General features: G+C 64.2%; 23 protein-coding genes. 13 read left to right on the forward strand and 10 right to left on the reverse strand.

What is annotated here, in order from left to right; translation table 11 throughout:
• Positions 1–14 precede the first annotated feature (14 nt).
• The 4 genes from E1809_RS16685 to E1809_RS16700 all read left to right on the forward strand — a co-directional run bounded on the left by E1809_RS16685 (position 15) and on the right by E1809_RS16700 (position 3,742).
• Positions 15–968, forward strand: coding sequence for an electron transfer flavoprotein subunit alpha/FixB family protein (locus tag E1809_RS16685; RefSeq protein WP_133205364.1), 954 nt, complete (start codon positions 15–17; stop codon positions 966–968).
• Between the two features lie 4 nt (positions 969–972).
• Positions 973–1,752, forward strand: coding sequence for a PIG-L deacetylase family protein (locus tag E1809_RS16690; protein ID WP_133205365.1), 780 nt, complete (start codon positions 973–975; stop codon positions 1,750–1,752).
• 74 nt (positions 1,753–1,826) lie between these two features.
• Positions 1,827–2,372, forward strand: coding sequence for a gluconokinase (locus tag E1809_RS16695; protein ID WP_133205366.1), 546 nt, complete (start codon positions 1,827–1,829; stop codon positions 2,370–2,372).
• Entirely contained in the window at positions 2,369–3,742 is a 1,374-nt protein-coding gene (locus E1809_RS16700; RefSeq protein ID WP_235835645.1) for a GntT/GntP/DsdX family permease, read from the forward strand. Before E1809_RS16695 ends, E1809_RS16700 begins: the two co-directional genes overlap by 4 nt.
• A gap of 111 nt (positions 3,743–3,853) precedes the next feature.
• On the opposite strand, the gene E1809_RS16705 is transcribed toward E1809_RS16700, so the two are convergent.
• The 6 genes from E1809_RS16705 to E1809_RS16730 form a co-directional block, all read right to left on the reverse strand.
• A complete protein-coding gene (locus tag E1809_RS16705; protein ID WP_133205368.1) occupies positions 3,854–4,615 on the reverse strand; it encodes a MerR family transcriptional regulator in 762 nt (253 codons plus the stop codon).
• A gap of 55 nt (positions 4,616–4,670) precedes the next feature.
• Positions 4,671–5,480: an anti-sigma factor gene (locus E1809_RS16710; RefSeq protein WP_133205369.1), complete on the reverse strand. Its 810-nt coding sequence runs from the start codon at positions 5,478–5,480 to the stop codon at positions 4,671–4,673.
• A gap of 58 nt (positions 5,481–5,538) precedes the next feature.
• Positions 5,539–6,135, reverse strand: a complete 597-nt coding sequence (sigK, locus tag E1809_RS16715; protein WP_133205370.1) for an ECF RNA polymerase sigma factor SigK — start codon at positions 6,133–6,135, stop codon at positions 5,539–5,541.
• Positions 6,136–6,279: 144 nt separating this feature from the next.
• Positions 6,280–6,747, reverse strand: coding sequence for a tRNA (cytidine(34)-2'-O)-methyltransferase (locus tag E1809_RS16720; RefSeq protein WP_133205371.1), 468 nt, complete (start codon positions 6,745–6,747; stop codon positions 6,280–6,282).
• A gap of 61 nt (positions 6,748–6,808) precedes the next feature.
• Positions 6,809–7,765 carry a J domain-containing protein gene (locus E1809_RS16725; RefSeq protein WP_133205372.1) on the reverse strand — a complete coding sequence of 319 codons (957 nt, stop codon included), beginning with the start codon at positions 7,763–7,765 and terminating at the stop codon, positions 6,809–6,811.
• Positions 7,766–8,036: 271 nt separating this feature from the next.
• Entirely contained in the window at positions 8,037–8,456 is a 420-nt protein-coding gene (locus E1809_RS16730; protein WP_133205373.1) for a hypothetical protein, read from the reverse strand.
• Positions 8,457–8,546: 90 nt separating this feature from the next.
• Between E1809_RS16730 and E1809_RS16735 the strand changes: the two genes are divergently transcribed.
• Both E1809_RS16735 and E1809_RS16740 read left to right on the forward strand, forming a co-directional pair.
• On the forward strand, positions 8,547–9,212 hold the full coding sequence (locus E1809_RS16735; RefSeq protein WP_133205374.1) for a helix-turn-helix transcriptional regulator: 666 nt from the start codon (positions 8,547–8,549) through the stop codon (positions 9,210–9,212).
• A gap of 87 nt (positions 9,213–9,299) precedes the next feature.
• Positions 9,300–10,529: a cysteine desulfurase family protein gene (locus E1809_RS16740; RefSeq protein WP_133205375.1), complete on the forward strand. Its 1,230-nt coding sequence runs from the start codon at positions 9,300–9,302 to the stop codon at positions 10,527–10,529.
• 46 nt (positions 10,530–10,575) lie between these two features.
• On the opposite strand, the gene E1809_RS16745 is transcribed toward E1809_RS16740, so the two are convergent.
• Positions 10,576–11,817 carry an NAD(P)/FAD-dependent oxidoreductase gene (locus tag E1809_RS16745; RefSeq protein WP_374102706.1) on the reverse strand — a complete coding sequence of 414 codons (1,242 nt, stop codon included), beginning with the start codon at positions 11,815–11,817 and terminating at the stop codon, positions 10,576–10,578.
• 231 nt (positions 11,818–12,048) lie between these two features.
• On the opposite strand from E1809_RS16745, the gene mnmA reads away from it, so the two are divergent.
• The 5 genes from mnmA (at position 12,049) to E1809_RS16770 (ending at position 19,188) form a co-directional block, all read left to right on the forward strand.
• Complete coding sequence (gene mnmA / locus E1809_RS16750) at positions 12,049–13,170, forward strand: tRNA 2-thiouridine(34) synthase MnmA (RefSeq protein ID WP_235835652.1); 1,122 nt, start codon at positions 12,049–12,051, stop codon at positions 13,168–13,170.
• A gap of 424 nt (positions 13,171–13,594) precedes the next feature.
• On the forward strand, positions 13,595–15,226 hold the full coding sequence (locus E1809_RS16755; protein WP_133205377.1) for an ABC transporter substrate-binding protein: 1,632 nt from the start codon (positions 13,595–13,597) through the stop codon (positions 15,224–15,226).
• Positions 15,227–15,342: 116 nt separating this feature from the next.
• Complete coding sequence (locus E1809_RS16760; RefSeq protein ID WP_133205378.1) at positions 15,343–16,434, forward strand: ABC transporter permease; 1,092 nt, start codon at positions 15,343–15,345, stop codon at positions 16,432–16,434.
• A 97-nt stretch (positions 16,435–16,531) separates the two neighbouring features.
• On the forward strand, positions 16,532–17,482 hold the full coding sequence (locus E1809_RS16765) for an ABC transporter permease (RefSeq protein ID WP_374102707.1): 951 nt from the start codon (positions 16,532–16,534) through the stop codon (positions 17,480–17,482).
• The gene (locus E1809_RS16770) at positions 17,479–19,188 is read left to right on the forward strand and encodes a dipeptide ABC transporter ATP-binding protein (protein ID WP_133205380.1); all 1,710 of its coding nucleotides are present in this window, start codon (positions 17,479–17,481) and stop codon (positions 19,186–19,188) included. The genes E1809_RS16765 and E1809_RS16770 overlap by 4 nt, the downstream gene beginning before the upstream one ends.
• A gap of 91 nt (positions 19,189–19,279) precedes the next feature.
• Here the strand turns inward: E1809_RS16770 and E1809_RS16775 are convergent, their stop codons facing one another.
• The gene (locus E1809_RS16775) at positions 19,280–19,939 is read right to left on the reverse strand and encodes an NADPH-dependent F420 reductase (protein ID WP_235835646.1); all 660 of its coding nucleotides are present in this window, start codon (positions 19,937–19,939) and stop codon (positions 19,280–19,282) included.
• A 77-nt stretch (positions 19,940–20,016) separates the two neighbouring features.
• On the opposite strand from E1809_RS16775, the gene E1809_RS16780 reads away from it, so the two are divergent.
• The gene (locus tag E1809_RS16780) at positions 20,017–20,403 is read left to right on the forward strand and encodes a chorismate mutase (protein WP_133205382.1); all 387 of its coding nucleotides are present in this window, start codon (positions 20,017–20,019) and stop codon (positions 20,401–20,403) included.
• Positions 20,404–20,407: 4 nt separating this feature from the next.
• Positions 20,408–21,445 (forward strand): uroporphyrinogen decarboxylase/cobalamine-independent methonine synthase family protein, encoded by a 1,038-nt coding sequence (locus tag E1809_RS16785; RefSeq protein WP_235835647.1) that lies wholly within the window; start codon positions 20,408–20,410, stop codon positions 21,443–21,445.
• 15 nt (positions 21,446–21,460) lie between these two features.
• On the opposite strand, the gene E1809_RS16790 is transcribed toward E1809_RS16785, so the two are convergent.
• Both E1809_RS16790 and E1809_RS16795 read right to left on the reverse strand, forming a co-directional pair.
• Positions 21,461–22,192, reverse strand: coding sequence for a DUF4166 domain-containing protein (locus tag E1809_RS16790; protein WP_133205383.1), 732 nt, complete (start codon positions 22,190–22,192; stop codon positions 21,461–21,463).
• 47 nt (positions 22,193–22,239) lie between these two features.
• Complete coding sequence (locus E1809_RS16795; RefSeq protein ID WP_133205384.1) at positions 22,240–23,532, reverse strand: DUF58 domain-containing protein; 1,293 nt, start codon at positions 23,530–23,532, stop codon at positions 22,240–22,242.

The raw sequence follows: 23,532 nt of genomic DNA on the forward strand, positions 1-23,532 counted from the left end.
AGGGATTCCGAAACATGGCAAAAGCACTTGTATTCATTGACAACCCGGGAGCCGCGCTCAAGAAGAGCAGCCTTGAGCTCCTGACGATCGCCCGCTCGCTCGGCGAAGCCGCCGTTGCGTTCAACGGCGAGTTGAACGACGACGTCGCAGCCGCCTTGGGCGCGCACGGCGCCACCGCCGTCTACCGCCCCTCGGCCACGGACCTGGACAACTACCTGGTGTCACCGAAGGCGGCGTACCTCGCGGCCGCCGTTGCGGCGTCCGGTGCGGACACCGTCCTGGTGGAGAACACTGCCGACGGCAAGGAAATCGCGGCCCGCCTCGGCGTGAAGCTCAACGCCGGCGTCATCACCGACGTGGTTGGCGTGGACGCCGACGGCACCTCCCATAAGTCGGTCCTGGCCGGGTCTTACACCACCACGGCGAAGGCGCGTACCGCCGTCGCTATCCTCGCGGTCAAGCCGAACAGCGTCGACGTCGACGCCCCAGTGGGCGCCGGTGCACCGGAAACCATCACGGTTGAGGTTCCCGCCGACGCCGCGGCGAACGCGGCACGCATTACCGGCCGCACCGAGAAGCCCGCGAGCGGCCGTCCCGAGCTCACGGAAGCCAGGATCGTGGTGGCCGGCGGCCGCGGCGTGGACGGTGACTTCGGTCCTTTGGAAGAGCTGGCGGATGCCCTCGGCGGTGCCGTCGGCGCGTCGCGTGCAGCCACCGACGCCGGATGGATCGGACACGACTACCAAGTGGGCCAGACGGGAAAGACCGTTTCTCCGCAGCTCTACATTTCCGCGGGTATCTCCGGAGCCATCCAGCAAAAGGCAGGCATGCAAACGTCCAAGGTGATCGTTGCGATCAACAAGGACGCGGAATCGCCGGTTTTCGAGATTGCCGACTTCGGCATCGTCGGTGACCTTTTCAAGGTGGTTCCGCAAGCCACGGAAGAAATCAAGAAGCGGAAAGGCTGACCCCTTGTCTCCTGACTCATTGTCAGCAAAGAGCCCGTTCAATGCCTCCACGGAGCGCGTTGAGCGGGTGCTTTGTTTTACTGCCCACCCTGACGACATCGATTTCGGCGCGGCCGGGGCAATAGCAGCTTGGACTTCCGCCGGGGTCGAAGTCAGTTATTGCGTCATGACCGACGGCGATGCGGGAGGCTTCGACCCCGCGCACCGGGACGAAATCATCGCGATGCGCGCCGAAGAGCAGAGGAAAGCTGCTGCCCTTGTTGGTGTGACGGACGTGCATTACCTTCACGAACGCGACGGCTACCTTGAGCCGACACATGGCGTCATCAAGCAAGTGGTGAAGTTGATCCGTGAAATCCGGCCGGACATCGTCCTCGCCATGCATCCGGAACGGAACTGGGAAAGGATGCAGAAGAGCCATCCGGACCACCTGGCCGTGGGCGAGATCGTGACGCGGGCCGTGTACCCGGCATTGGAGAACCCTTATGCCTACCCGGAACTCGCGGAGGCGGGGCTGGAAGCCTTCAAATTGCCGTGGCTCTGGCTGTTCGCCGGTCCGGAGGCCCGTGAGAACTATTTCGTGGACGTCACGGACCACGTGGACGCCAAGCTCGCGGCGATCCGGATCCACGCGAGCCAGCATCCAGACCTCGACGGCATGGATCGCACTGTCCGCGGCATGCTCCGGCATAACGCTTCGCGGGCAGGCATGCCGGAAGGCCGCAGCGCTGAGGCGTTCCATGTGGTGGAAATCAACGGTTCGGCGACGATCGCAGGCTTCTGACATTGCCGATGTGTAACCCGTGTCATATGCTTATTCTCGTTTAAATCATATTTATTTGAGGAAGGCAGACTTTGATGACGAAGACTGCACAACAACCCGTACTGGTCATCATGGGCGTCTCCGGTTCCGGGAAATCGACGGTCGCGGGCGTGCTCGCAGGACGGCTTGGCTGGGACCTTGCAGAAGGCGATGACCTGCATCCGGAAACGAATGTGGCCAAGATGCACGCGGGCCAGCCGCTCACGGATGAGGACCGTTGGCCCTGGCTGGACATCATTGCCGGCTGGATCAAGGAACGCACCTCGGAAGGCAGGCCCGGCATCATCACGTGCTCGGCCCTGAAAAAGCGTTACCGGGATGTCCTGCGTGGCGAGGGCGTCGTCTTCGTCTTCCTCCAAGGAAGCAAGGACAAGATTTCCGACCGCCTCGCGTCCCGCCACGGGCACTTCATGCCGGCCTCCTTGCTGGAATCCCAGTTCGAGGCCCTCGAAGAGCCCACCGAAGACGAAAACCACGTCTCGCTGTGCGTCTCGGCGTCACCGGCAGAAGAAGCCGAGGAAATCATCGAGCGGCTCGGCCTTGAAGCATTGCCGAACCACGCGGTGGGCGGGGTAGCTTGAACTGGACCGGGCATGACACCCAACTCCTCGTAGTCGCGGCAATCGGCATCGCGCTGATTGTCCTGTTGATCGCAAAGTTCAAAGTCCATCCGTTCCTGTCGCTCGTCCTCGGCTCGGCATTTGTCGGCCTCGCGTCCGGCGTCGGGCTCGACAAGGTGGTCAGCAACTTCGAAGACGGAGTGGGCGGCGTCCTGAAGGAGGTCGGCCTCCTGATTGCGCTTGGCGCCATGCTGGGCAAGCTCCTGGCGGACTCCGGTGGTGCCAACCAGGTAGTAGACACCCTGCTGGAAAAGGCCAAGGGAAACAGGGTCGTCTGGATGATGACCCTGGTGGCGGTCATCATCGGCTTGCCCATGTTCTTCGAGATCGGCCTTGTGCTCCTCCTGCCGGTGATCGTCCTGGTGACCCAGCGCTCCAAGATGAAGCTGATGCGCATCGCGATTCCTGCGCTTGCCGGTCTCTCGGTGCTCCACGGCTTGGTGCCACCCCACCCGGGCCCGCTCATTGCCATCAGCGCCGTGAAGGCCGAGCTCGGCACCACTTTGGCTTTGGGCCTCCTGGTCGCCGTCCCCACAGTGATCATTTGCGGGCCCTTGTTTTCGCGCTTGGCCGCCCGTTGGGTTCCCGTGGAGGCCCCCGCGGTAGCCGGCGGCATCGACACGACGCATGCCGTGGACCTCAGTGACGTCAAGCGCCAACCGAGCTTCCTCGTCACCTTGCTCACCATCATCTTCCCGGTGGTGCTCATGCTCCTGAAGGCAATCGCTGACATTGTGTGGCCCGATGCCGCTCACGCTCCCATGATCCGCACCGTCCTGGATTTCATCGGCCAGCCCCTTGTTGCCATGACACTGGCCGTGCTCGCTGCGATGGTGACGTTTGGCTACTCCGTCGGCTTCACCGGGAGCAAGATCACTTCCAAGCTGAGCGCAAGCCTCGGCCCGATCGCGGCCATCCTGCTGATCGTCGGCGCCGGCGGTGGATTCAAGCAGACCCTTATTGGCGCGGGCGTGGGCGATGCCGTGAAGAAATGGGCCGAGGGCGCCAACATGTCCGTGCTGGTCCTTGGCTTCATTGTGGCGGTCGCGCTGCGGCTCGCCACGGGTTCGGCGACAGTTGCCACCGTGACGGCCGCCGGCATCGTGGCTCCGCTGGCCACCACCCTGAGCCCGACGCACGCGGCGCTCCTCGCCCTCGCGATCGGAGCGGGTTCGCTGTTCTTGTCCCACGTCAACGACGCCGGCTTCTGGCTCGTGAAGGAACTCTTCGGCCTCACCGTCGGACAGACCTTCAAGACGTGGTCCGTGATGGAAACCCTGATCTCGCTGGTCGGCTTTGGCTTCATCATGCTTTTGTCGCTGGTGTTGTAGCCGGGATTCCGGCACTGGGAGTTTCAACAACAGGAAAGCCCGACGACGGCCCCGGGTACCGGTATTGATCCCGGAGGCGGGGCCGCCGTCGTTCTTTCCGCGCGGAAACGCTCAGCTGAGCTTTTCCGCGGCGTAGATCTTGATGCCTTCCAGCAGGTAGGACGCCAGTCCGGGCCGCACTTTGTCGTAGTTGGCGGTGAAGCGGGGGTCGTCCACATACATTTGGCCCAAGCCAACGTACGATTCCGCGCTCGGTGTCCAACTGAGGCAGATCCAGGCGTAATGGCGTTCGACGGCGGCCTGCACCGCCGGATCGTCAGCCGGGAGGGCGGCGTCGAGGCAGCGGGCTAGATCCTCGTTCACGGCGGCGTAATCCTCCATGAAGGCTTGCTTCTGGTCCAGCGTCATCGCCGCGTGGCGCGCATTGCTGGCGTCGACCGCCTGGTCGCCCCAGCGTTGGCGGGCTTCGGCCTCATAGGGGTTGTTGTCGAAATCCTTGAAGATATTTTCTGCAGTCATGTTTTCTCCTTGACGTAGTGCTGCAATGGTGGCGTCGACCGTTCGGGACATCCGGTCCAGTCGGTCGCGCTCGGCCAGGAGCCATTCCTTGTGGACGGCGAGCGCCTCCACCGGATCGGCCTGGCCATCCAGAACTTCGCCAATGGTCTCGAGCCCAAGGCCAAGGTCACGAAGCAGGAGGATGCGCTGCAAGCGGAGCAATTCCTGTTGGCCGTAGAACCGGTAACCGTTCAGTCCGGTATGCGCTGGTTCGAGCAATCCCATTTGGTCGTAGTGGCGCAAGGTCCGTGATGACACCTTGCTTGCCTTGGCTACCTCCGAGATCGTCCAGCGTGCTGCTTCGTCCTGCTTCATGCTTCAAGCGTAGAAGTTGACGTTACGTCAAGGTCAAGACCTGTGGAACGGCCTTCTACGTCAACGGCGCGTCCGCAACAGTGGGAAGGGACGGCTTCTTCGAGCCACCGACGGGTTCCACCGTGATGCCAATCGCGGCAGCGTTCGATATTCCCTTGACGACTGCCGGGTGGCTCAAGGCTTCGGCATCCATGAGGCCTTGGGACACGGGCGCGGAGCCATCCTTGGGGATGAGCCACATTTGGTACACCTTGCCGGCCGGGGGAGCGGGGACCCCGTTCATCCGGACCACCACGGCGTTCTTCGAACTCGAGATGGACACCGTGGCGGTGCCGCCGCCGTCGACGTTGACAGTGGCTTGCCGCACGTCCTGGGCGTGGAGGACCTGGTTCACGGGATCGTTCTGCTCCGCGACGTACACGCCTACTCCGATGCCGCCGACTGCCAACACCACGGCAGCCGCCGCAGCGGCAAGCCAAAGGCGCAAGCCGCCGAGCCGCCGTCGTTCCCGTTTTTCCTTCGCCGCGCCGAAATCAACGACGTTTGAGCCAGCCGCCGCAGACGTTGCGGCGTGCCCGTCCGGAACCAAGGAAGGCTTGGACGCCACAGCAGGATGCGGAGGAAGGCGCCGCACAATATCGTCGAGGAGTCCTGCTGGAGGCTCGGCCTCGACGGTAAAGGCGGTCGCGAGGATTTCACGCGACTGCCGCACCCGCTCCAGGAAAGCGGAACGTTCCGGTGCGGTCTCAAGGTAGTGGTCGATTTCCGCGCGCTCGGTATCCGTCAGTGCGTCGAGGGCGTAGATCTCGGCAAGTTCGAGGAGCCTGCCCTCCATGAGGTCAGCGGCGATGTCATTGGCAAACATCCTGCGGGGGTATCCATCCTTCCCGACGTTTCCTTGTCCATCATCGAGCCCGGCCATCTCAGCCCACCCCCATGCAGGACTTGAGGCGGAGGAGCCCATCGCGGATCCGCGACTTGATGGTTGGAATCGCGGCACCGAGGCGTTCGGCGACCTCCCGGTACGTCAGCCCGCCATAGTAGGCGAGCCGGACGGATTCCAATTGGGTGGGAGTGAGGGTTCCAAGGCAACGGGTGACGGCTTCAGCTTCGAGCTTGCTGCCGGCTTCCTCTTCCACCGAATCGTGGTCGGGGTCCTGGCTCGCCGCGCCGTACCTTGCTTCGCGGTCCGAGGCGGACTGTGCTGAGCGGACGCGGTCGATGGCGCGACGGTGTGCGATGGTCATGAGCCAGGCGAGGGGACTGCCCGCGGCGGGATCGAACGTGGATGCTTTTTGCCACACCTGGATGAATACTTCCTGCGTGGTGTCCTCGCTCAGGCCGGCGTCGATAAGGACCCGTCTGGCCATGCCGAAAACGCGCCGCGAAGTGAGCTGGTAGAACTCCTTGAAGGCCGCCTGGTCACCGTCGGCGATCTGGCCGAGGAGGCCTGCGAGCTGGGCATTGGAGCCGGCAAGCAGTTCCGGGGCTTCCGAGCCCCCCACATTGGGTGTATCCATTACCGTCCAGCATAGGTTGTCGGGCACCCGGGCAGAACCAGGGGCCCTGTGAGTCGCAAGAGCAGTCACGTGCGCCCCCTTTCGCTACCAGGCTGAATATGCCTGCACAGGGTATTCGGCGCAGTTAGGGCTTTGGATTGCCGGCTAAACCTGGGCGCCGGCGAAGCCGTGTTGGCGCCAGGCCTCGTACACAGCAATCGAGGCGGCGTTGGCGAGGTTCAGCGAGCGCAGGGAGGGCAACATGGGGAGCCGCACGCGTGCTGTGACGTGGGGATCCTCTTTCAGCCAAGCCGGAAGGCCCACCGATTCCGGACCGAACAACAGTACGTCGCCTTTTTGGTAAGCGATGTCCGTGTAGGAGGTATCGCCGTCGGACGTGAACGCGAAGACGCGCTCAGGCTGCAAGGCTGCCCACGCCGCCTCGATGTCCGGATGCACCGTGACGACGGCGAGGTCGTGGTAATCGAGTCCCGCTCGGCGGAGCTTCGCGTCGGAGAAGTCGAAACCGAGCGGCTCCACGAGGTGCAGTTCGGCACCCGTGATGGCGGCGAGTCGGATGGCGTTTCCCGTGTTTCCCGGGATTTCAGGGGTGTGGAAGAGGATGCGGAACACGTATCAATCCTAGCGAGGGGCGGGGAGCGGCATGGTCGGGTGGCTGGCGGTGCCGGACAGGTCAGTGCATGCCACGCAGCAAGCGCGCGAGGACGGGCACAACTACCGTGTTCGGGACCGGACCGGAACTCAGGAATTGCTTGAGGCCACGGGCCAGTCCGGCGGCGTTGACGATCTGTACCGAGCCGAACTCCCCGTCTGTCCGCCGATAGTGGTCGATGACCGGTTCGTGCGGGTTGCCGTCCGTGCTGTGCACCACCACCCATCCCGTGACATTCAGCTCCGGGAAGATCTCCTGCATGTGGCGGACGATCAGATCGAGCTGCGGTGGGGGAACCGCGCGGCCGCCGTGCCTGAGTGCGAGCCCGTCCCAGGCGTAGGCGCCCTTGGGCAGAAGCATGGAGCCAATGAGCGCGAGCCGGTATCCGGCGAGCAAGGCGTGGTCTATGTGGCTGTTGTCCGACGGCGAGAGCAGTCCGTTGATGAGCCGGGCCGAGGGAATGGCGGGCAGGATTTGCCGGCTGATCAGCTGCACGGTCCGCATTTCCCGTTGGATGCGTGCTTCGGCGCCGAAAATCCCGCGTTTCCTTGGCATGCCGTGGACCTGCAAGGCTGCTTCGCCCTTCGAGAGGAGCGGCACTTCGAGGGGGTCGTCGAATGACGGCACGTAGACGGGAGGGTCGCCGGCGGTGTTGCGCGGCGTGTTGGGCCGATGGGCTCCCGCGGACGGGCGGGCTTCGGTCCGCGGAGCGGCGGCGCCGCTGTAGTCCGGCCTTTCGGGTTGGGGGCTGAACTTCCCTGAAGTGCTGCTGGCGTAGCGGCGGTCGTACTCCGCGCGGCGCTTGGGATCGATCAGTGTTTCATAGGCGAGGGTGATTTGCCGGAAGGCCGCGGGATCGCCGCCGTGGTCCGGATGGGCGAGCCTGGCAGCCTTGCGGTAGGCCACCTTGATTTCCTTGTCCGTGGCCGTGACGGAAACCCGGAGGACCTGATAGTGGGAACTGCTGCCCTCAGCCAACCTCGGCCTTTCTTTGCGATCTTCGACAGTTTCGCCGCCCGGCACGGAACAGCGGTCTTGGCAAGTCTAGCCAGCCATTCATGAGAACGACGGCGGACCGCCCTTTAGTTCCCAGGTTCACCCGCCTGCCGCGAGGGTTCGACGGCGGCCGCGGGGCTGGGGGATGAGGCCCCGGCCGGGGTGATCGGGACAGCGATAAGCCAGGACCCCCTGTGGGAGGTCCTGGCTTTCACTTCGCGGGATGCGGACCCGAACGCAGGTTGACGGCGGGTCAGCGGCGGGCGGACACGGACAAGCGGTTGAGGGCCAGGGCGGCCACCAAGAGCCCGAAGTCGCGGAGCGCGACGTCGTAGAAGTTGCCGAGAACCAGCAGATTCACGATGATTCCCAGGAGCCACACGGCTACCAGGAGCGAGCCGAAGCGCGGGCGGACCGCCACTGCGATCCCGGCCACGATCTCCACGACTCCCACGATGTACATGAATGTCTGAGCCGGTATGGGCACCACGGTTGTGGCGACCGGCGCGAGGTACATCGTCCAGTGGGTCAGCAGGTTGGTGAACTTGTCCAGGCCGAAAATGATGGGCGCGATGGTGAATACCGTCCGGAGCAGGAGGAACGCCTGCCGTTGCGGATCGGCGGCCAGCAAGGATCCGGATTTCGCCTGGGCAGGGGTCGGTGCAGTTGCCATGATGCCTTCTTTCTAAAAGTAGATATCTTGATTTTAGAAAGCTCCGGAGGATTAAGCAATGGATGTTGTTTTTAGAGATAAGCTTGGTTCATGAGCGGAATTCCCTGGCTTCGCCGGCTGTCGGCAGTGGCGTCCCTTGACGACCGCAACCGCCGTCGCCTGTATGAACACGTCTGCCGGGCGAACCACCCGGTCAGTCGCGACGACGCCGCCATGGCTCTTGGACTTCCCCGAAGCACGGCGTCCTTCCACCTCGACCGCTTGGTGCGCGACGAGCTCCTGAAAGTCGAATTCCGCAAGCTCGGCAGCAAGGTCGGCCCGGGATCAGGGCGCCCCGCCAAGCTGTACACGTCCGTCGTTGACGAGATCGGCGCGTCTGTTCCGGAACGGAACTACGACCTCGCCGGCGACGTAATGGCATCCGCGCTCCACCGCATGATGGACGACGGCGGGTCCCCGCGCGAAACCCTCCTCGAAACCGCTTATGCGCACGGCCGCGCCGCTGGCGGTGATGGAGCGGACTTCACGGAGGTCCTGGAGAACTACGGCTACCATCCGGAGGCCGACGACGACGGCGGGTACTCGCTCGCGAACTGCCCGTTCCACCGCCTGGCGGGGAGCCATACCGATGTTGTCTGCGCCATGAACGGAGCCTTCCTCAGCGGAGCCGCAGCCGCTTGCGGGGTCGAGGAAGACCGGGTCGCGGGCGACGACCGCGAAGGGTACTGCTGCGCACGGATCCGGCCTAAGCAGTGATCCGGCCTGAACAGTGACCCGGCCCGGTCCTGCCGGGTTCTGCCATCATGTAGACCACAAGCGAATCGCGCTAGTTAGACTTAAGCAGTGCCTGTTTACTTGGACCATGCCGCCACCACCCCGATCTCCGAAGTCGCCCTTGCGGCAATGACGCGGGAGTTGGCGCGGACCGGCAATCCTTCATCGCTCCACGCCTCGGGGCGGCGCGCCCGCCGCTCGGTGGAGGAGGCCCGCGAATCCATCGCGGCGGCAGCGGGAGCGCACCCTTCCGAGCTCATCTTCACCTCGGGAGGCACCGAGGCCGACAATCTCGCGGTCAAGGGCCTGTATTGGGCCCGCCACGACGAAAACGGCAGTCGGACGCGGATCCTGTGCTCCGCCGTCGAGCATCACGCCGTGCAGGACACGGTTGAATGGCTCGAACGGCACGAGGGCGCAGAAGTCGTCTGGCTGCCTGTCGATTCCCAAGGAGTGGTGCGGCTCGACGCCGTCCGCGCCGAAATCGAACGTGACCCGGAGTCGATAGCGTTGGTGACCGTAATGTGGGCCAACAATGAGGTCGGCAGCATCCAGCCCATCAAGGAGATCGTGGATCTCGCGTCCGCCCATGGCATACCGGTGCATTCGGACGCCGTGCAGGCTTTTGGCTCCATTCCGTTGAGCTTCCGTGAATCCGGTTTGGCTGCGATGTCGGTCTCGAGCCACAAAATCGGCGGTCCCGTGGGAATTGGCGCGCTCTTCCTCGGGCGGTCCGTCAAGGTCACGCCCACCCAGCACGGTGGCGGGCAGGAACGCGACGTCCGCTCCGGAACGTTGGATACGGCGTCGATCTCAGCGTTTGCCGCCGCGGCTGAATCGGCGGCACAGAACCTGGCCGCCGAACGTGATCGGATCAGTGCACTGAGGGGCCGGATCATCGACGGCGTCACAGCTGCCATTCCGGAAGCCGTGTTGCGCGGAGCTCCGGGCGACGCGCGGCTACCCGGGAACGCGCACTTCACCTTTCCCGGCTGCGAGGGCGATTCACTGCTCTTCCTCCTGGACCTCGCAGGGATCGAATCGTCAACCGGATCCGCGTGCACGGCGGGCGTTCCCAGGCCCTCCCATGTCCTGCTGGCCATGGGGCTGGACGAGGACACCGCCCGGGGAGCGCAGCGCTTCAGCCTGGGTCATGCGTCGAACGACGCCGATGTGGACGCGCTGCTCAAAGCGCTCCCGGAAGCTTACGCCCGGGCGAAGCAGGCCGGCATGGCCGGCCACGAATCCAGCATCCAGACCGCGGCGACGGTCGCCCGCGGCCGGGGGGCCGGCGCTTAAAAGCGGTTAGGCGCGGACCCCCGGTCGAGGCTCAACCGGCTCGGGCTCAGTCCTTGGGCAAGAAATCGTCAAGCGGCACGCTCGTGTCAACCAGGCGCTCAGAGTCGACCGTAACGCGGCCCGAAATAAGCGCCTTGATGGGTTTCTGCACCCGCTGTTGGTTGACGCTCATGCCCGCCACCACTGTGCTGTCACGGAGCCAGAAGGCGATGAAGCTGCCTTCCTCCAGCGAGCCACGCACCAGGGGCTCTGTGCCCGCCGCGAGCGTGGCGTAGCCGGAGTACTCCATGGATGCGTCGTATTGGTCCGTGTAGAAATAAGGCACCACGTCCATGACGGCGTCTTGGCCAAGCATCGACTTGGCCGCGACCTTGCCGCCGTTGAGCGCGTTGTGCCAGTGTTCGCTGCGGTGGTGCTCGCCCGTGAACGGGTGGAGCGCGTTTGCTACGTCGCCAGCAGCGAAGATGTCCGGGTCGCTGCTCCTGAGGGAGGAATCCACCAGGATCCCGTTCTTGATATCAAGCCCGGCGGCCTCGGCCAGGGCGGTGTCCGGCGCGACGCCGACGGCCATGACCACGAGGTCCGCAGGAAGGACTTCACCCGTATTGGTAACGACTGCTTGGGCCTTGCCGTCATCGCCCCTGACTTCCGCGGCGCTCGCGGGCAGGCGGAACTGCACGCCGCGCTTTTCGTGCAGGCCGCGGAAGTAGGCCCCCAGTTCAGGGCCGATCGCGATGCTGAGCGGCACGTCTTCAAGTCCCATGAGGGTCACGCTGTTGCCATATTCCGTGGCAGCCGCCGCAAGTTCCATCCCGATCCACCCGGAGCCAATCATCACAACTTTCTTGCCGCCGCCGGAGAGCTTCTCCTTGAGCCGGCGGGAATCGTTGAACGTCCGGAAAGTCATGACGCCCTCGAACTCCGAGCCCGGCACGGGTATCCGCCGCGGCTGGGCTCCCGTGGCAATCAGCAGCCGGTCGTAGTGGAGCTCGCTGCCGGAATCCAGTTGTACGGCGTGGGCGCCCCGATCGATCGCCGTGGCAGCCACCTTAAGGAGGAGTTCGACGTCGTTCTCCTGGTACCAGCCTGGCGGCACGACCGGGACGGCATCTTCGGCGGCCTTGCCGAGGAGGAATTCCTTGGAGAGCGGAGGCCGAAGGTATGGCGTCTCGTTCTCGGCGCACAATACAGTGATGCGCCCTTCGAATCCTTCTGCGCGGAGCGTCTTGGCCGCTGTGGCGCCGGCCAAACCGCCGCCGGCGATGACGATGTGTTCAGTGTCCATCATGACTCGATTCGCTCTGGACGCGGAAGCCGGCTGGAGCGCTACGGAGTGAGCGAACCGGCATCTAAAACTGACAATTTTGACTTTAGATTTCCCGGCTGCCGGGGTCAAGGCATTTTCGGGCCGGATCGGGCGGGCGCTAGAATAGACGGGCGCGTCCCGTTGTTTGAGGTCCTTGAGGCGCGATTCTTCCCCTATTTTCAACAGAAAGCCAGCATGCGAGTTCTTGCAGCAATGAGCGGCGGAGTCGACTCCGCCGTTGCCGCCGCCCGTGCCGTCGAAGCCGGGCACGACGTCGTCGGCGTCCACCTGGCGCTGTCCCGCATGCCCGGAACCCTGCGGACCGGCAGCCGTGGCTGCTGCACGATCGAGGATTCCCGGGACGCCTGGCGGGCTTGCGACGTGCTCGGTATCCCTTACTACGTCTGGGATTTCTCCGAACGCTTCAAGGAAGACGTCGTCCAGGACTTCATCGACGAATACGCCGCGGGCCGCACCCCCAACCCCTGCATGCGCTGCAACGAGCGGATCAAGTTCGCTGCCCTGCTGGAGAAGGCCATTGCCCTGGGATTCGACGCCGTCTGCACGGGCCACTATGCGAAGGTCATCACGGACGCCGAAGGCAATCCCGAACTTCACCGGGCCGCCGACTGGGCGAAGGACCAAAGCTACGTACTGGGCGTCCTGACCCACGAGCAGCTCAAGCACTCAATGTTCCCCCTGGCCGAGACACCCTCGAAGGCTGAGGTCCGGGCAGAGGCCGAGCGCCGCGGCTTGTCCGTTGCCAACAAGCCGGACAGTCACGACATTTGCTTCATCCCTGACGGCGATACCGCGGGTTGGCTTGCAGAGAAGATCGAGATGACCTCGGGCGACATCGTGGATGAAACCGGCGCCAAGGTCGGTGAGCACCCTGGTGCCAACGCCTTCACCGTGGGCCAGCGCCGCGGCCTTAAACTCGGTACCCCGGCGGCCGACGGGAAGCCGCGGTTCGTCCTGGAGATCCGGCCCAAGGAAAACAAAGTGGTGGTCGGGCCCGAAGGTCTGCTTGCCATCGACGAGATCCGTGGCATCAAGGTGTCCTGGGCCGGCCTGCCGATCGCGGAGGTCGCCACGGGCGAGGAATTCGATTGCCATGCGCAGGTGCGCGCCCACGGCGACCCCGTTCCAGCCAAGGCTTCCGTTGAACGGCAACTCGACGAGGCCGGCGTCGAGCGCGAAAGCCTCGTGGTGACACTCATGGATTCCCTCCGCGGCGTTGCTCCCGGACAGACCATCGTGCTGTACCAGGGAACGCGCGTACTCGGGCAGGCAACCATCGACGCCGCCCGCTCCCTTCAGCGCACGGCTTTGTAGCCTGCGCGTTTGTAGCCAGCCGGCCTTGTGCCGGCTGCGCTTGTAGCCTGACGCGCTATTGCCTCGGGTGAACCCCGGCTCCATACCGGGCTAAGCAGCGTTTCCGCTGCGGTTGATGGGGGTCCGCGTCCGGAATTGGCGCGGCGCCGACGTCGTTCCCGTCACCTTGACTGCGTGCTCGACGCTGCCGCGCGCCTTGAGCGCGGGGCGCCCCCGAGTTCCACTCCTGTCCGGACCTCCGAGCGGGTCACCCCGGGCAGGAGAGTGAGAAGGGCGCTGATGAAAAATAAAGTTTGTGTCTCAACTCACATGATAAAACGTTTCACCTCATTGGGCTTCTGGTTGAATCGTGGAATCAGGAGTGTGCGCTCCGAAGAAATTACCGACGGCAGCATGCCGTATCCATCGAACAGAAAGTTCACAGATGGCAATGAACAAGAAAGCTTTGCGAAGCGTTATCGCGCTTGCAAGCATTTCCGCTTTCGCCTTGACGGCCTGCACGGGCCCGTCTGGCGGAGGCGGTTCGGCTTCTTCAGCTTCCAGCGGCCCGATCGCTTACGGCACCACCGACAAGGTGACCGCGCTCGACCCCGCTGGTTCGTACGACAACGGTTCCTTCATGGTCATGAACCAGGTCTATTCCTTCCTGCTCAACTCGAAGCCGGGCAGCGCCGATCCCGTGCCGGACCTGGCGCAATCGGCGTCGTTCACGTCCCCCACCGAGTACACGGTCAAGCTGAAGCCCGGATTGAAGTGGGCCAACGGCCACACGCTGGATTCCACGGACGTCAAGTTCTCCTTCGACCGCCAGCTCAAGATCAACGACCCCGCCGGTCCCGCGTCGCTGCTCGCTAACCTGGAAAGCGTCAGCACCCCGGACGCCGACACCGCAGTCTTCAAGCTCAAGCTCGCCAACGACCAGACGTTCCCGCAGATCCTGAGCAGCCCGGCGGCCCCGATCGTAGACCACCAGGTCTTCCCGGCGGACAAGCTGCTTTCGGATGACGACATCGTCAAGGCCAAGGCGTTCTACGGCCAGTACACGATCGACAGCTACAAGAAGAACGAACTCATCAGCCTCAAGGCCTACCCGGACTACCAGGGTGTACTGGGCAAGCCGGCCAATGACGCCGCGACCATCAAGTACTACGCCGAGCCGACCAACATGAAGCTGGATATCCAGCAGGGCAACATCGACGTTGCCAACCGCAGCCTCAGCGCCACCGACGTCGACGACCTCAAGAAGGACTCGAAGGTCAAGGTCAACATCGGCCCCGGCGGCGAAATCCGCTACATCACCTTCAACTTCGACACCATGCCGTTCGGCGCGAAGACTCCGGACGCCAACCCGGCGAAGGCCTTGGCCGTGCGCCAGGCGATCGCCGACCTCGTAGACCGCCAGGCCATCGCCGACCAGGTCTACAAGGGCACGTACCTGCCGCTGTACTCCAACGTACCCAACGGTTTCCTGGGCGCGAACCAGTCGTTCAAGGACGCTTACGGCGACGGCAACGGCAAGCCGAGCCTGGACAAGGCCAAGAAGGTCCTCTCCGATGCCGGCGTTAGCAGCGCCGTCACGCTGAACCTGCAGTACAACCCGGACCACTACGGCAGCTCCTCGGGCGACGAATACGCAATGATCAAGGACCAGCTCGAGAAATCCGGCCTGTTCAAGGTCAACCTGCAGTCCACTGAATGGGTCACGTACAGCAAGGCGAGCCGCGCTGACGAATACCCGCTGTTCCAGTTCGGCTGGTTCCCCGACTTCAGCGATTCCGACAACTACCTCACTCCGTTCTTCCCGAACGGCGGCTTCCTGAAGAACCACTACAACAACCCGACGGTCACCGACCTGATCAACAAGCAGCTGACCACCACGGACAAGTCGGCCCGCGAGGCGACAATCCAGCAAGTCCAGAACGCGTTGGCGAAGGACATTTCCACGCTTCCGTTGCTTCAGGGCGCCCAGGTTGCCATCTCGGCAAACGGTGTGAACGGCGTCGACAAGACGCTCGACGCATCCTTCAAGTTCCGTTTGGGAACTGTTTCCAAGTAAGCAGCCCGTCAGGGGGAGGCGGGTGCCAACAGGCGCTTTGCCTCCCCTTTGCTGCTGATTGCCACATATCAAAGCAAGACCCCGCGCGATCCGCGGGCTATGAACTTTAGGTAGCAATGACATCACTTATTGAGGTGCCCGACGTCGAGCCGGTCGCCGTCGCTCCGAAACGCAAATCAGGGCAGGGCGGGGGCCTGGGCAGGTACATCGTGGTCAGGTTCTTCCTGATCATTCCCACGATCTTCATCCTGGTCACGCTCGTGTTCTTCCTCATGCGGGTCATCGGTGACCCCATCACCGCCGCGCAGGGCGGCCGGCTTCCGCCAGACGTCCTTGCCCAGCGAATCCACGACGCCGGGTACGACCGGCCCATCTTCGTCCAGTACTTCGAATACCTGGGCCAGGTTGTCACGGGCAACTTCGGCACCACCATCACGGACCGCCGACCCGTCGTCGAAATGCTCTCCACCTTCGGCGCCGCCACGCTGGAACTGTCCATCAACGCGCTCATCGTGGCGCTCGCCGTCGGCATTCCCCTCGGGCTGCTCGCCGCACAACGCCGCGACCGCGCGACTGATGCCTTCCTCCGCTTCTTCGCCATCCTGTGCTACGCGACCCCGGTGTTCTTCTCCGGCCTGCTGCTCAAGCTCACCTTCTCGGTCTGGCTTGGTTGGCTTCCGGTAGCGGGACGCACCTCGACCCGCACGGAACTGGCCATGAGCAGCCTCGCGGCTCCCAGCGGCATCTACTGGCTCGACGCCCTCCGCAGCGGCAATTTCGCAGCATTCGGCGATGTCGTCTCGCACGCTGTCCTGCCCGCCATCGCGCTCGGATTCCTCACTGCGGGCGTCTTCCTGCGCCTCGTCCGGACCAATGTCATCGGAACGCTGGGCAAGGACTACGTCGAGGCCGGACGGTCACGCGGCGTCAGCGAGTTCCGGCTCGTCACCAAGCACGCCTACAAACCGGCGCTGATCCCCATCATCACGGTCATGGGCCTGCAGATCGCCCTCCTGCTCGGAGGTGCCGTCCTGACGGAGACCACCTTCGAGTGGAAAGGACTTGGCTACCAGTTGGTGCAATACCTGAATGCCAGGGACTTCGTGGCAGTCCAGGGCATCGTGATGCTCCTGGCCGTCATCGTCGCCATCACCAACTTCATCGTGGACGTTGTGGCCGCGCTGATCGACCCGCGAGTGAGGTACTGAGATGAGTACTGCCACATTTTCCGGCCCGAAGAAGTCATTCTTGTCAGGGCTCCCCGTTATTTCCCACCTCAACAAGAGCGTCGGTCTCCAGCGCGGCATGCTGATCACCGGGCTGGTCCTGACCGGATTCTTCCTGCTGTGCACCATCCTGGCGCCATTCATTGCTCCGTACGGCTACTCCCAGCTCAGCGACCAAAGCGGTTCGTTCCCCGCGCAACAGGCTCCCAGCAGCAAGCATCTCCTGGGAACCACAGTGGGCGGATACGACGTCCTCTCGCGTGTTCTCTGGGGTTCGCAGACCGCAGTGACCGTGATTGTGGTGGCCGTCGCCATGTCCATTTTCCTTGGCGTCGCGCTGGGCCTGCTCAGCGGATACTACGGCGGGTGGCTGGACCGGGTCCTCGTTGTCATCGCGGATGCCATCTACGCGTTCCCGTCCTTGCTCCTCGCGATCGTCATGTCGATCGTCATCAGCCACGGCCAGTCGAGCTTCTGGGGCGGCATCCTCGCATGCGCCTTTTCGATCACAGTGGTGTTCGTACCGCAGTATTTCCGGGTGATCCGCGCAGAGACCATCAGGCTCAAGGCCGAACCGTTCGTTGAATCGGCCATGGTGCTTGGCGCATCGAGCATGCGGATCATCGGCAGGCACATTTTCAAGAACGCCACGCGGACGCTTCCGCTGATGTTCACCCTCAACGCCTCAGAGTCGATCCTGACCCTTGCGGGGCTCGGCTTCCTGGGATTCGGCATCGAGCCGTCCTCCGCGGCGGAATGGGGATTCGACCTCAACAAGGCCATGGCGGACGCTTCCTCCGGAATTTGGTGGACAGGTGTCTTCCCGGGCATTGCCATCGTCCTCACAGTCCTTGGACTCACGTTGGTCGGCGAGAGCATCAACGACCTCAACGATCCCCGCCTGCGCGGCCGGAAGCGTGCCGGAGGCAAGCCCTCCCGATCCGCGGCAGCCGTTGGACAGGGCGGAAACACAGGAGCAGGTACCGGTTCCGCAGCAGGAAACGGTACTCGGGAAGCAGGTAACGCATGACCACCAACATCGGCAACATTTCGGACCAGCCGTTGCCCACCGACCAGCCCGTCCTCGATATCGAGCGGCTCAAAGTCACCTTCGCGACAGACAGCGGCGACGTTTACGCCGTCAAGGACGTCAGCCTGGAGGTCAAAGCCGGCGAAGTCCTGGCGATCGTCGGCGAATCCGGATCCGGCAAGACGGTCACGGCCAAGACCATCCTGGGGCTCCTTCCTGAAACGGCCATCAGCTCCGGCGCGGTCCTGATCAAAGGCAACAACGTCATCAGCGTCAGCCGGTCCAAGCTGCGGAAAATCCGCGGCCGCGACGTCGCGATGGTGTTCCAGGAACCCTCGACGGCGCTGAATCCAGTGTTCACCGTGGGCTGGCAGATCGCAGAAGGCATTAGGGCCCACGCTGCGGATGGGCACCGGATCTCGGCCAGGGAAGCCAAGAAAAGGGCAACCGAGGCATTGCGGAAGGTGGGAATCCCGGAGCCGGAAGTCCGGGTCAACTACTATCCCCACCAGCTCTCGGGCGGGCAGAAACAGCGCGTGGTCATCGCGGCCGCCCTTGCGTTGAATCCCGGACTGATCGTTGCCGACGAACCGACGACGGCACTCGACGTCACGGTCCAGGCCGAAATCCTGCAGCTCCTGCGCGACCTGCGTGACAAGTACGGGACCTCTATTGTGCTCATCACGCACAACATGGGCGTCGTCGCGGACCTCGCGGACCGCGTGGTGGTCATGTACCAAGGAGACGTGGTGGAAGAGGCCCCGGCGAAAGCCCTTTTCGCCGAACCCAAGCAGGACTACACCAAGAACCTGTTGGCGGCGGTTCCTCACCTTGGCCGGAACTCGGCGTCCGAAGGCGCGAAAGAACGGCTGCACCAAGGCGGGAAGGTCCTTGTCGAGGCAAAGAACCTCACCATCGAGTACCCGGGCCGGCTCGGCAGGCCGGGGTTCAAGGCCGTGGACAACGTCAGCTTCACCCTTTCCGAGAATGAAGTCTTCGGCCTGGTGGGGGAGTCCGGTTCGGGAAAGTCCACCATCGGCAGGGCCATCGCGGGCCTGAACCGGGCCACCGGCGGCAGCCTCAAAGTCCTCGGATACGAAATGCTGGACTTCAAGGAGCACACGTTCAAGCCCTTGCGCAAGGACATCGGCTTCGTCTTCCAGGATCCCGCCGCGTCGTTCAACCCCCATTTGACCATCGGTGAATGCGTCGCGGAGCCGCTGCTGATCCACACCCACCCGAGCCCGGCACAAGCACGCCTGCGCGTGGCGCAGCTGCTCGAATCGGTGCAGTTGCCGGCGTCGTACGCTGAACGGTTCCCGCACGAACTCTCCGGCGGCCAGCGTCAGCGCGCGTCACTGGCGCGTTCGCTCGCGCTCAACCCGCGCCTCCTGATCGCCGACGAGCCGACGTCCGCGTTGGACGTCTCCGTCCAAGCGAAAGTCCTGGAGCTGTTCAAGGACATCCAGGAAGAGTTCGGCTTCGCCGTGCTGTTCATCAGCCACGACCTCGCAGTGGTGGACATGCTCTCCCATTGGGTGGGCGTGTTGTTCAAGGGCAACCTGGTGGAACAAGGGATCGGCAGCCAGATCATGGGCAATCCGCAGCATGATTACACCCGTCGGCTTATCGCCTCGCTCCCGGTTCCGGATCCGGACGAACAAGCCCGGCGGCGGGAAGAGCACCGGGCGCTGTTGGGCATCTAGCCCGCGCCGCAGCACCCGTAGCAAAAAAGGGACATGCCCACCCCTCTCCCGGAGGGGCGGGCATGTCCCTTTGGGCTACCGGAATATCGCGCTATTCGGACACCACGGCGATATTGAACAGCTTCCCTTGCTGCTGGCGCATGAAGATCCGCAGCCACAGCGGCATCCACATCTCCGTACCGCGCGCGACTTCAAGCCCGCCAAGGTCGCGGATGTGTTCGGGCAGCCAGCCGAACTCCCGCAGGATCCCGACGACGGCGGCCTTCGCGCCGTCGTCGTTGCCGGCCACGAAGACGTCATGGGCGCCGCCGTCAAGCCGGAGCGGGTCGACCATGAGCGGAGCCATCACGGTGTTAAGTGCCTTGACCACTCGCGCTTCCGGAAATGTACGCTGGATGGTCTCGGCAATGCTGTCTGTATTGCAGACCGACAGGGACGGCGGAAACCCATGGGAAAAATCCAAGGGGTTGGACACATCCAGCAGGACTTTGCCCGCAAGGTTTTCCGCGCCGGCTTCTTCCAGCGCCGCGAGCGAGACCATGCCGGGGGTCGCGTTGATCACGAGCTCGGCCGTGGCCACGGCATCAGCGAAGGAGCCGGCGCTGGCTCGCGGGCCGGCCTGCGCCGCCCATTCGGTGCCTTTGGGGTTGCCGGCCTCGCGGGAACCCATCATGACTTCATGGCCGAGCGCCACCAGCTTGCCGGCCAGTGCATGACCGACCATTCCGGTGCCAAGAACTGCGATTTTCATGCGTGCTCTCCTTAACGTTGGCGCGGACATGCCCATTGTGCCCCTCAAGGGGATGCCCGCACACCTAGACTGGAGGAATGACCGAGCAGAACCACGCCCTCGCTGACGCCGATTCCTTCGATCCTTCCGCCAGCTCCCTTGCCGGCCACGTGGACCAGGCAGTCATGGACGAACTGCTCTCCATCCGCTCGAGCATCGACAACATCGACGCCACCCTCGTCTACCTTCTCGCGGAACGCTTCAAGGCAACCCAGAAAGTGGGCGTCCTCAAGGCGACCTACAAGCTGCCCGCGGGCGATCCCGGCCGTGAAGCTGCCCAGATTGCCAGGTTGCGGCGGCTTGCCGAGGAAGCACACCTCGATCCGGCGTTTGCCGAGAAATTCCTGAATTTCATCATCAGCGAGGTCATCAGGCATCACGAAGCCATAGCCGAGGACCACCAGGCGACTATCGCCCAGGCCTGAGCGCGTGCCTGTAGAAGCCGTGCAAAAACAGGTCACTGCGACCGCTCCGGGACCGTGGCCGGGGACGGACGCCCTGGAAGCCCAGCGGATCATCCGTGGCGAACTCGGCAGTCCGCACCTTCCCTTCCTCCCGGAACTGCCTGATCGCGGCGTCGGCTCCGATCCCCTCGGCAGGACGGCATCACTCCTCGTCGAACTTGCCGTCGATGTGCAGCCACATGGATGGCGTCTGGTTGATCGTCCCGGGAAGGACCAGCGGCGGGCAACGTCCGCGCTTGCCAGCGACATCAACGTCCTGGCAGATGTCGCCGGTTCGGAAGAGGTCTCTGCGGAGGCACTGAAAATCCAGTTGCGCGGTCCTATGAGCCTCGCCGCGGGCCTGTATTTGCACAACGGGGAGCGCGCCCTCCTCGATTTCGGTGCGCGCCGGGACATCGTGGACTCCTTGGCCGCCGGCGTTGCCGACCACGTTTCGCGGGTCAGCGCCGCGGTGCCGGGCGCCGCCGTCGTGGTCCAACTCGACGAGCCGGACATTTCCGCCATTCTGGCTGGCACCATACCCACCGCCAGCGGATACCGGACGCTCCGCGCCATTCCCGGTGAAGAGGTTACAAGTGCGTGGCACACGGTGGTCGATGGCCTGCGCGCCGCCGGGGTAGCCGAGGTCGTGGTGTCCGTTCCGGAGATCGAAGCCCCCATCCAACGGATCCTCGCGTCGGGAGCGGACGGCATCGCTGTTCCGCTCAAGGCGTTGACAACGCGCCAGTGGGAACAGATCGCCGGGGCCGTTGAGGCAGGAAAAACGCTGTGGGCCGGTGCGCTCCCAACGAACGACCCATCCGCGAGGCTGCCGCGCACCTCCGACGTCGTGGACACTGTCTGGCGCCCTTGGCGCCAACTTGGCCTGCCGCCGTCGAGCCTTGGGGCAGTGCGCGTCACGCCGTCGGATGGTCTTGCCGGCTATTCGCCGTCAGGCGCCAAGGAAGTACTGACGCGGTTGACGCAACTGGCGGACGGACTGAACCAGCTCGCGCTCGGCTGACTTTTCACGCCGCCCCTAAACGCGCGGCTCCCAACGTTCCGGTTCCGCGTAGCGCGGGAGTCCGACGGCGGCAGTCGCGGTTTGCGCGGAGGCTGCGGATTCGTTCGCGGGCAGCAAAGGGGCCAAACGGTAGTCGAAGGACCCCGCATACACGAGGACAAGTCCGACGTGCCTTTGCAGTACCTTCACCTGGATCCGGTGCTTCCCTTCCGCGGCATCCCACCACTGTTCGGCATACGCCTTCGCATCGAGGGAAGCCGGCAAGGATAGCCTGAGCGATCCCAGGAACAAACGGGTGGCACTCGAAATGCCTCGAAGGCGCCCCTCCGGCGTGACATCGAGGTCCAAGTCGGTAGCGAGCCTGCGGTAGCGGCCAAGGTAATCCACCAACCGGGTGCCGTTCTTACCGGCTTCGGCCACGGTGGTGTCGTGGAACAGCCTGGTCCGGCCCGGGAAGAAGATTTCTCGCCGGGCAGTGAGGCTTGAACGTCCGAATGGGTCAAGGTGGGCGTGGTTTTCGATCCGGAACGGAACCTGCTCGCCGTACTCGGGGAAGAATGCTTGTTCCCCGGCGACGGTGGCCACAAGCGGCCGCAGCCAGCCTTGCCGGCATCCGACGACGTCGAACATGCCCTCGCCGATTCCGTACGATCCGGACCCCGGCGCGAGCGAGAAATAGTCCTGGAGCTCGGCCTGCAGCTGCTGGAACTTGGCGCCCAATGCCAGTTCATAGATCGGTGTGCTCATGTGGCTCCTCGCCGGGTAGATGGATTCCAAGCTCGCGCGTGACGGTACTACAAACGGCCGGCAGCCTTGAGCCGGATATACGCATCGGCCAGCCGGGGCGGCAGGTCGAGCGGTTCGGCATCCACAACCTCGGCGCCAAGTTGCCGCAAATGTGCGCTGACGGCTTCGCGGTCCAGCAGCGCCCGTTCGGCGGCCGAGGCACGGAAGACCTGGCTCGCCGTCGTCCGCTCTTCCTTCATGCGGCCCAGCAAGGGGTCCCGGACTGAGGCAACCAGGACGACGTGCTGCCGCAGTAGTTGCGCCACCAGTGGTATGAGGCCTTCTTCGGGGGCACCGCCGTCGAGCGAAGTCAGCAGGACAACGAGGGAGCGGTGCGCCGAAATGGCCCGCACCTCGGCGGGAACCTGCCCCCAGTCCATCTCGATCAGCTCAGCCTCAAGCGGCGCCATGGCCTGCACGAGCGAACCAAGGAGATTGCCTTTCGCCGCCGAATCGACGCGTCCGCGAACGCGGCGGTCGAAAGCGAAAAAGTCCACCCGGTCACCGCCACGTTCAGCGAGGACAGCCAGAAGCAGGGCAGCCTCCATGCCGGTATCCAGCCTCGGCTCGTCCTCGATGCGCGCGGCCGCCGTACGGGAAGTATCCAGCATGATCACGACGCGGCGGTCCCGTTCCGGCCGCCACGTGCGGACCACGACGGCGGTGCGTCGCGCGGTCGCGCGCCAGTCGATCGAACGGACATCATCGCCGCGGACATAGTCCCGAAGGGAATCGAATTCGGTTCCCGCCCCGCGGATCTGCACGGCCGCCTTGCCGTCGAGTTCCCGGAGTTTCCGCAGCTTCGAGGGCAAGTGCCGCTTCGAGTTGAACGGCGGCAGGACGCGCACGCGGCCCGGGAGGGGGACCGTTCGTTGCCTGGCCGCGAGGCCCAGCGGGCCGAAGGACCGCAATGTCACGTGGGGTGATGTCAGGTCCCCGCGCCGCGTCGGCCGCAGGCGTGCAGCCACACGGCGTCGCTCACCGGCCGGAACAGTGACGCGCTGGATGGGTGCGGCGTTACCGGCGGAGGGCTGCCAGCCGTCGCGCACGAGCCCGCGGAAGGTGCGTGTGCCTCCATTGCCGAGAAGCACCACGGATTCCGCGTCCGAATGGAGCGTCACGTTGCCGGGATCCTTGCGCTCCAAGGAAAGGGCCGTTGGCGATGCCGCGAGCACCAGGTCGGCCAACAACAAAGCGAGGAGCACGGCAAGGAGGATCAGCACCGTGCCCCACGACGGAAAAAGCACCAAAGGGGCCAACGCGGCGAAAACAAGCAGCACGAAACGGCCGGTGATCGCCAT

The sequence above is a fragment of the Arthrobacter terricola genome, assembly GCF_004354015.1.
Taxonomy (GTDB): domain Bacteria; phylum Actinomycetota; class Actinomycetes; order Actinomycetales; family Micrococcaceae; genus Arthrobacter; species Arthrobacter terricola.

Excerpts from the sequence above, each read along its gene's own strand:
- E1809_RS16775 (WP_235835646.1), bottom strand. The coding sequence starts at position 19,939 with ATGAAAATCGCAGTTCTTGGCACCGGAATGGTCGGTCATGCACTGGCC.
- E1809_RS16730 (WP_133205373.1), bottom strand. The coding sequence starts at position 8,456 with ATGGCAACTGCACCGACCCCTGCCCAGGCGAAATCCGGATCCTTGCTG.
- E1809_RS16710 (WP_133205369.1), bottom strand. The coding sequence starts at position 5,480 with ATGTTTGCCAATGACATCGCCGCTGACCTCATGGAGGGCAGGCTCCTC.
- mnmA (WP_235835652.1), top strand. The coding sequence starts at position 12,049 with ATGAGCGGCGGAGTCGACTCCGCCGTTGCCGCCGCCCGTGCCGTCGAA.
- E1809_RS16790 (WP_133205383.1), bottom strand. The coding sequence starts at position 22,192 with ATGAGCACACCGATCTATGAACTGGCATTGGGCGCCAAGTTCCAGCAG.
- E1809_RS16735 (WP_133205374.1), top strand. The coding sequence starts at position 8,547 with ATGAGCGGAATTCCCTGGCTTCGCCGGCTGTCGGCAGTGGCGTCCCTT.
- E1809_RS16780 (WP_133205382.1), top strand. The coding sequence starts at position 20,017 with ATGACCGAGCAGAACCACGCCCTCGCTGACGCCGATTCCTTCGATCCT.
- sigK (WP_133205370.1), bottom strand. The coding sequence starts at position 6,135 with ATGGATACACCCAATGTGGGGGGCTCGGAAGCCCCGGAACTGCTTGCC.
- E1809_RS16770 (WP_133205380.1), top strand. The coding sequence starts at position 17,479 with ATGACCACCAACATCGGCAACATTTCGGACCAGCCGTTGCCCACCGAC.
- E1809_RS16695 (WP_133205366.1), top strand. The coding sequence starts at position 1,827 with ATGACGAAGACTGCACAACAACCCGTACTGGTCATCATGGGCGTCTCC.
- E1809_RS16705 (WP_133205368.1), bottom strand. The coding sequence starts at position 4,615 with ATGAAGCAGGACGAAGCAGCACGCTGGACGATCTCGGAGGTAGCCAAG.
- E1809_RS16755 (WP_133205377.1), top strand. The coding sequence starts at position 13,595 with ATGGCAATGAACAAGAAAGCTTTGCGAAGCGTTATCGCGCTTGCAAGC.
- E1809_RS16765 (WP_374102707.1), top strand. The coding sequence starts at position 16,532 with ATGCTGATCACCGGGCTGGTCCTGACCGGATTCTTCCTGCTGTGCACC.
- E1809_RS16760 (WP_133205378.1), top strand. The coding sequence starts at position 15,343 with ATGACATCACTTATTGAGGTGCCCGACGTCGAGCCGGTCGCCGTCGCT.
- E1809_RS16745 (WP_374102706.1), bottom strand. The coding sequence starts at position 11,817 with ATGATGGACACTGAACACATCGTCATCGCCGGCGGCGGTTTGGCCGGC.
- E1809_RS16685 (WP_133205364.1), top strand. The coding sequence starts at position 15 with ATGGCAAAAGCACTTGTATTCATTGACAACCCGGGAGCCGCGCTCAAG.
- E1809_RS16795 (WP_133205384.1), bottom strand. The coding sequence starts at position 23,532 with ATGGCGATCACCGGCCGTTTCGTGCTGCTTGTTTTCGCCGCGTTGGCC.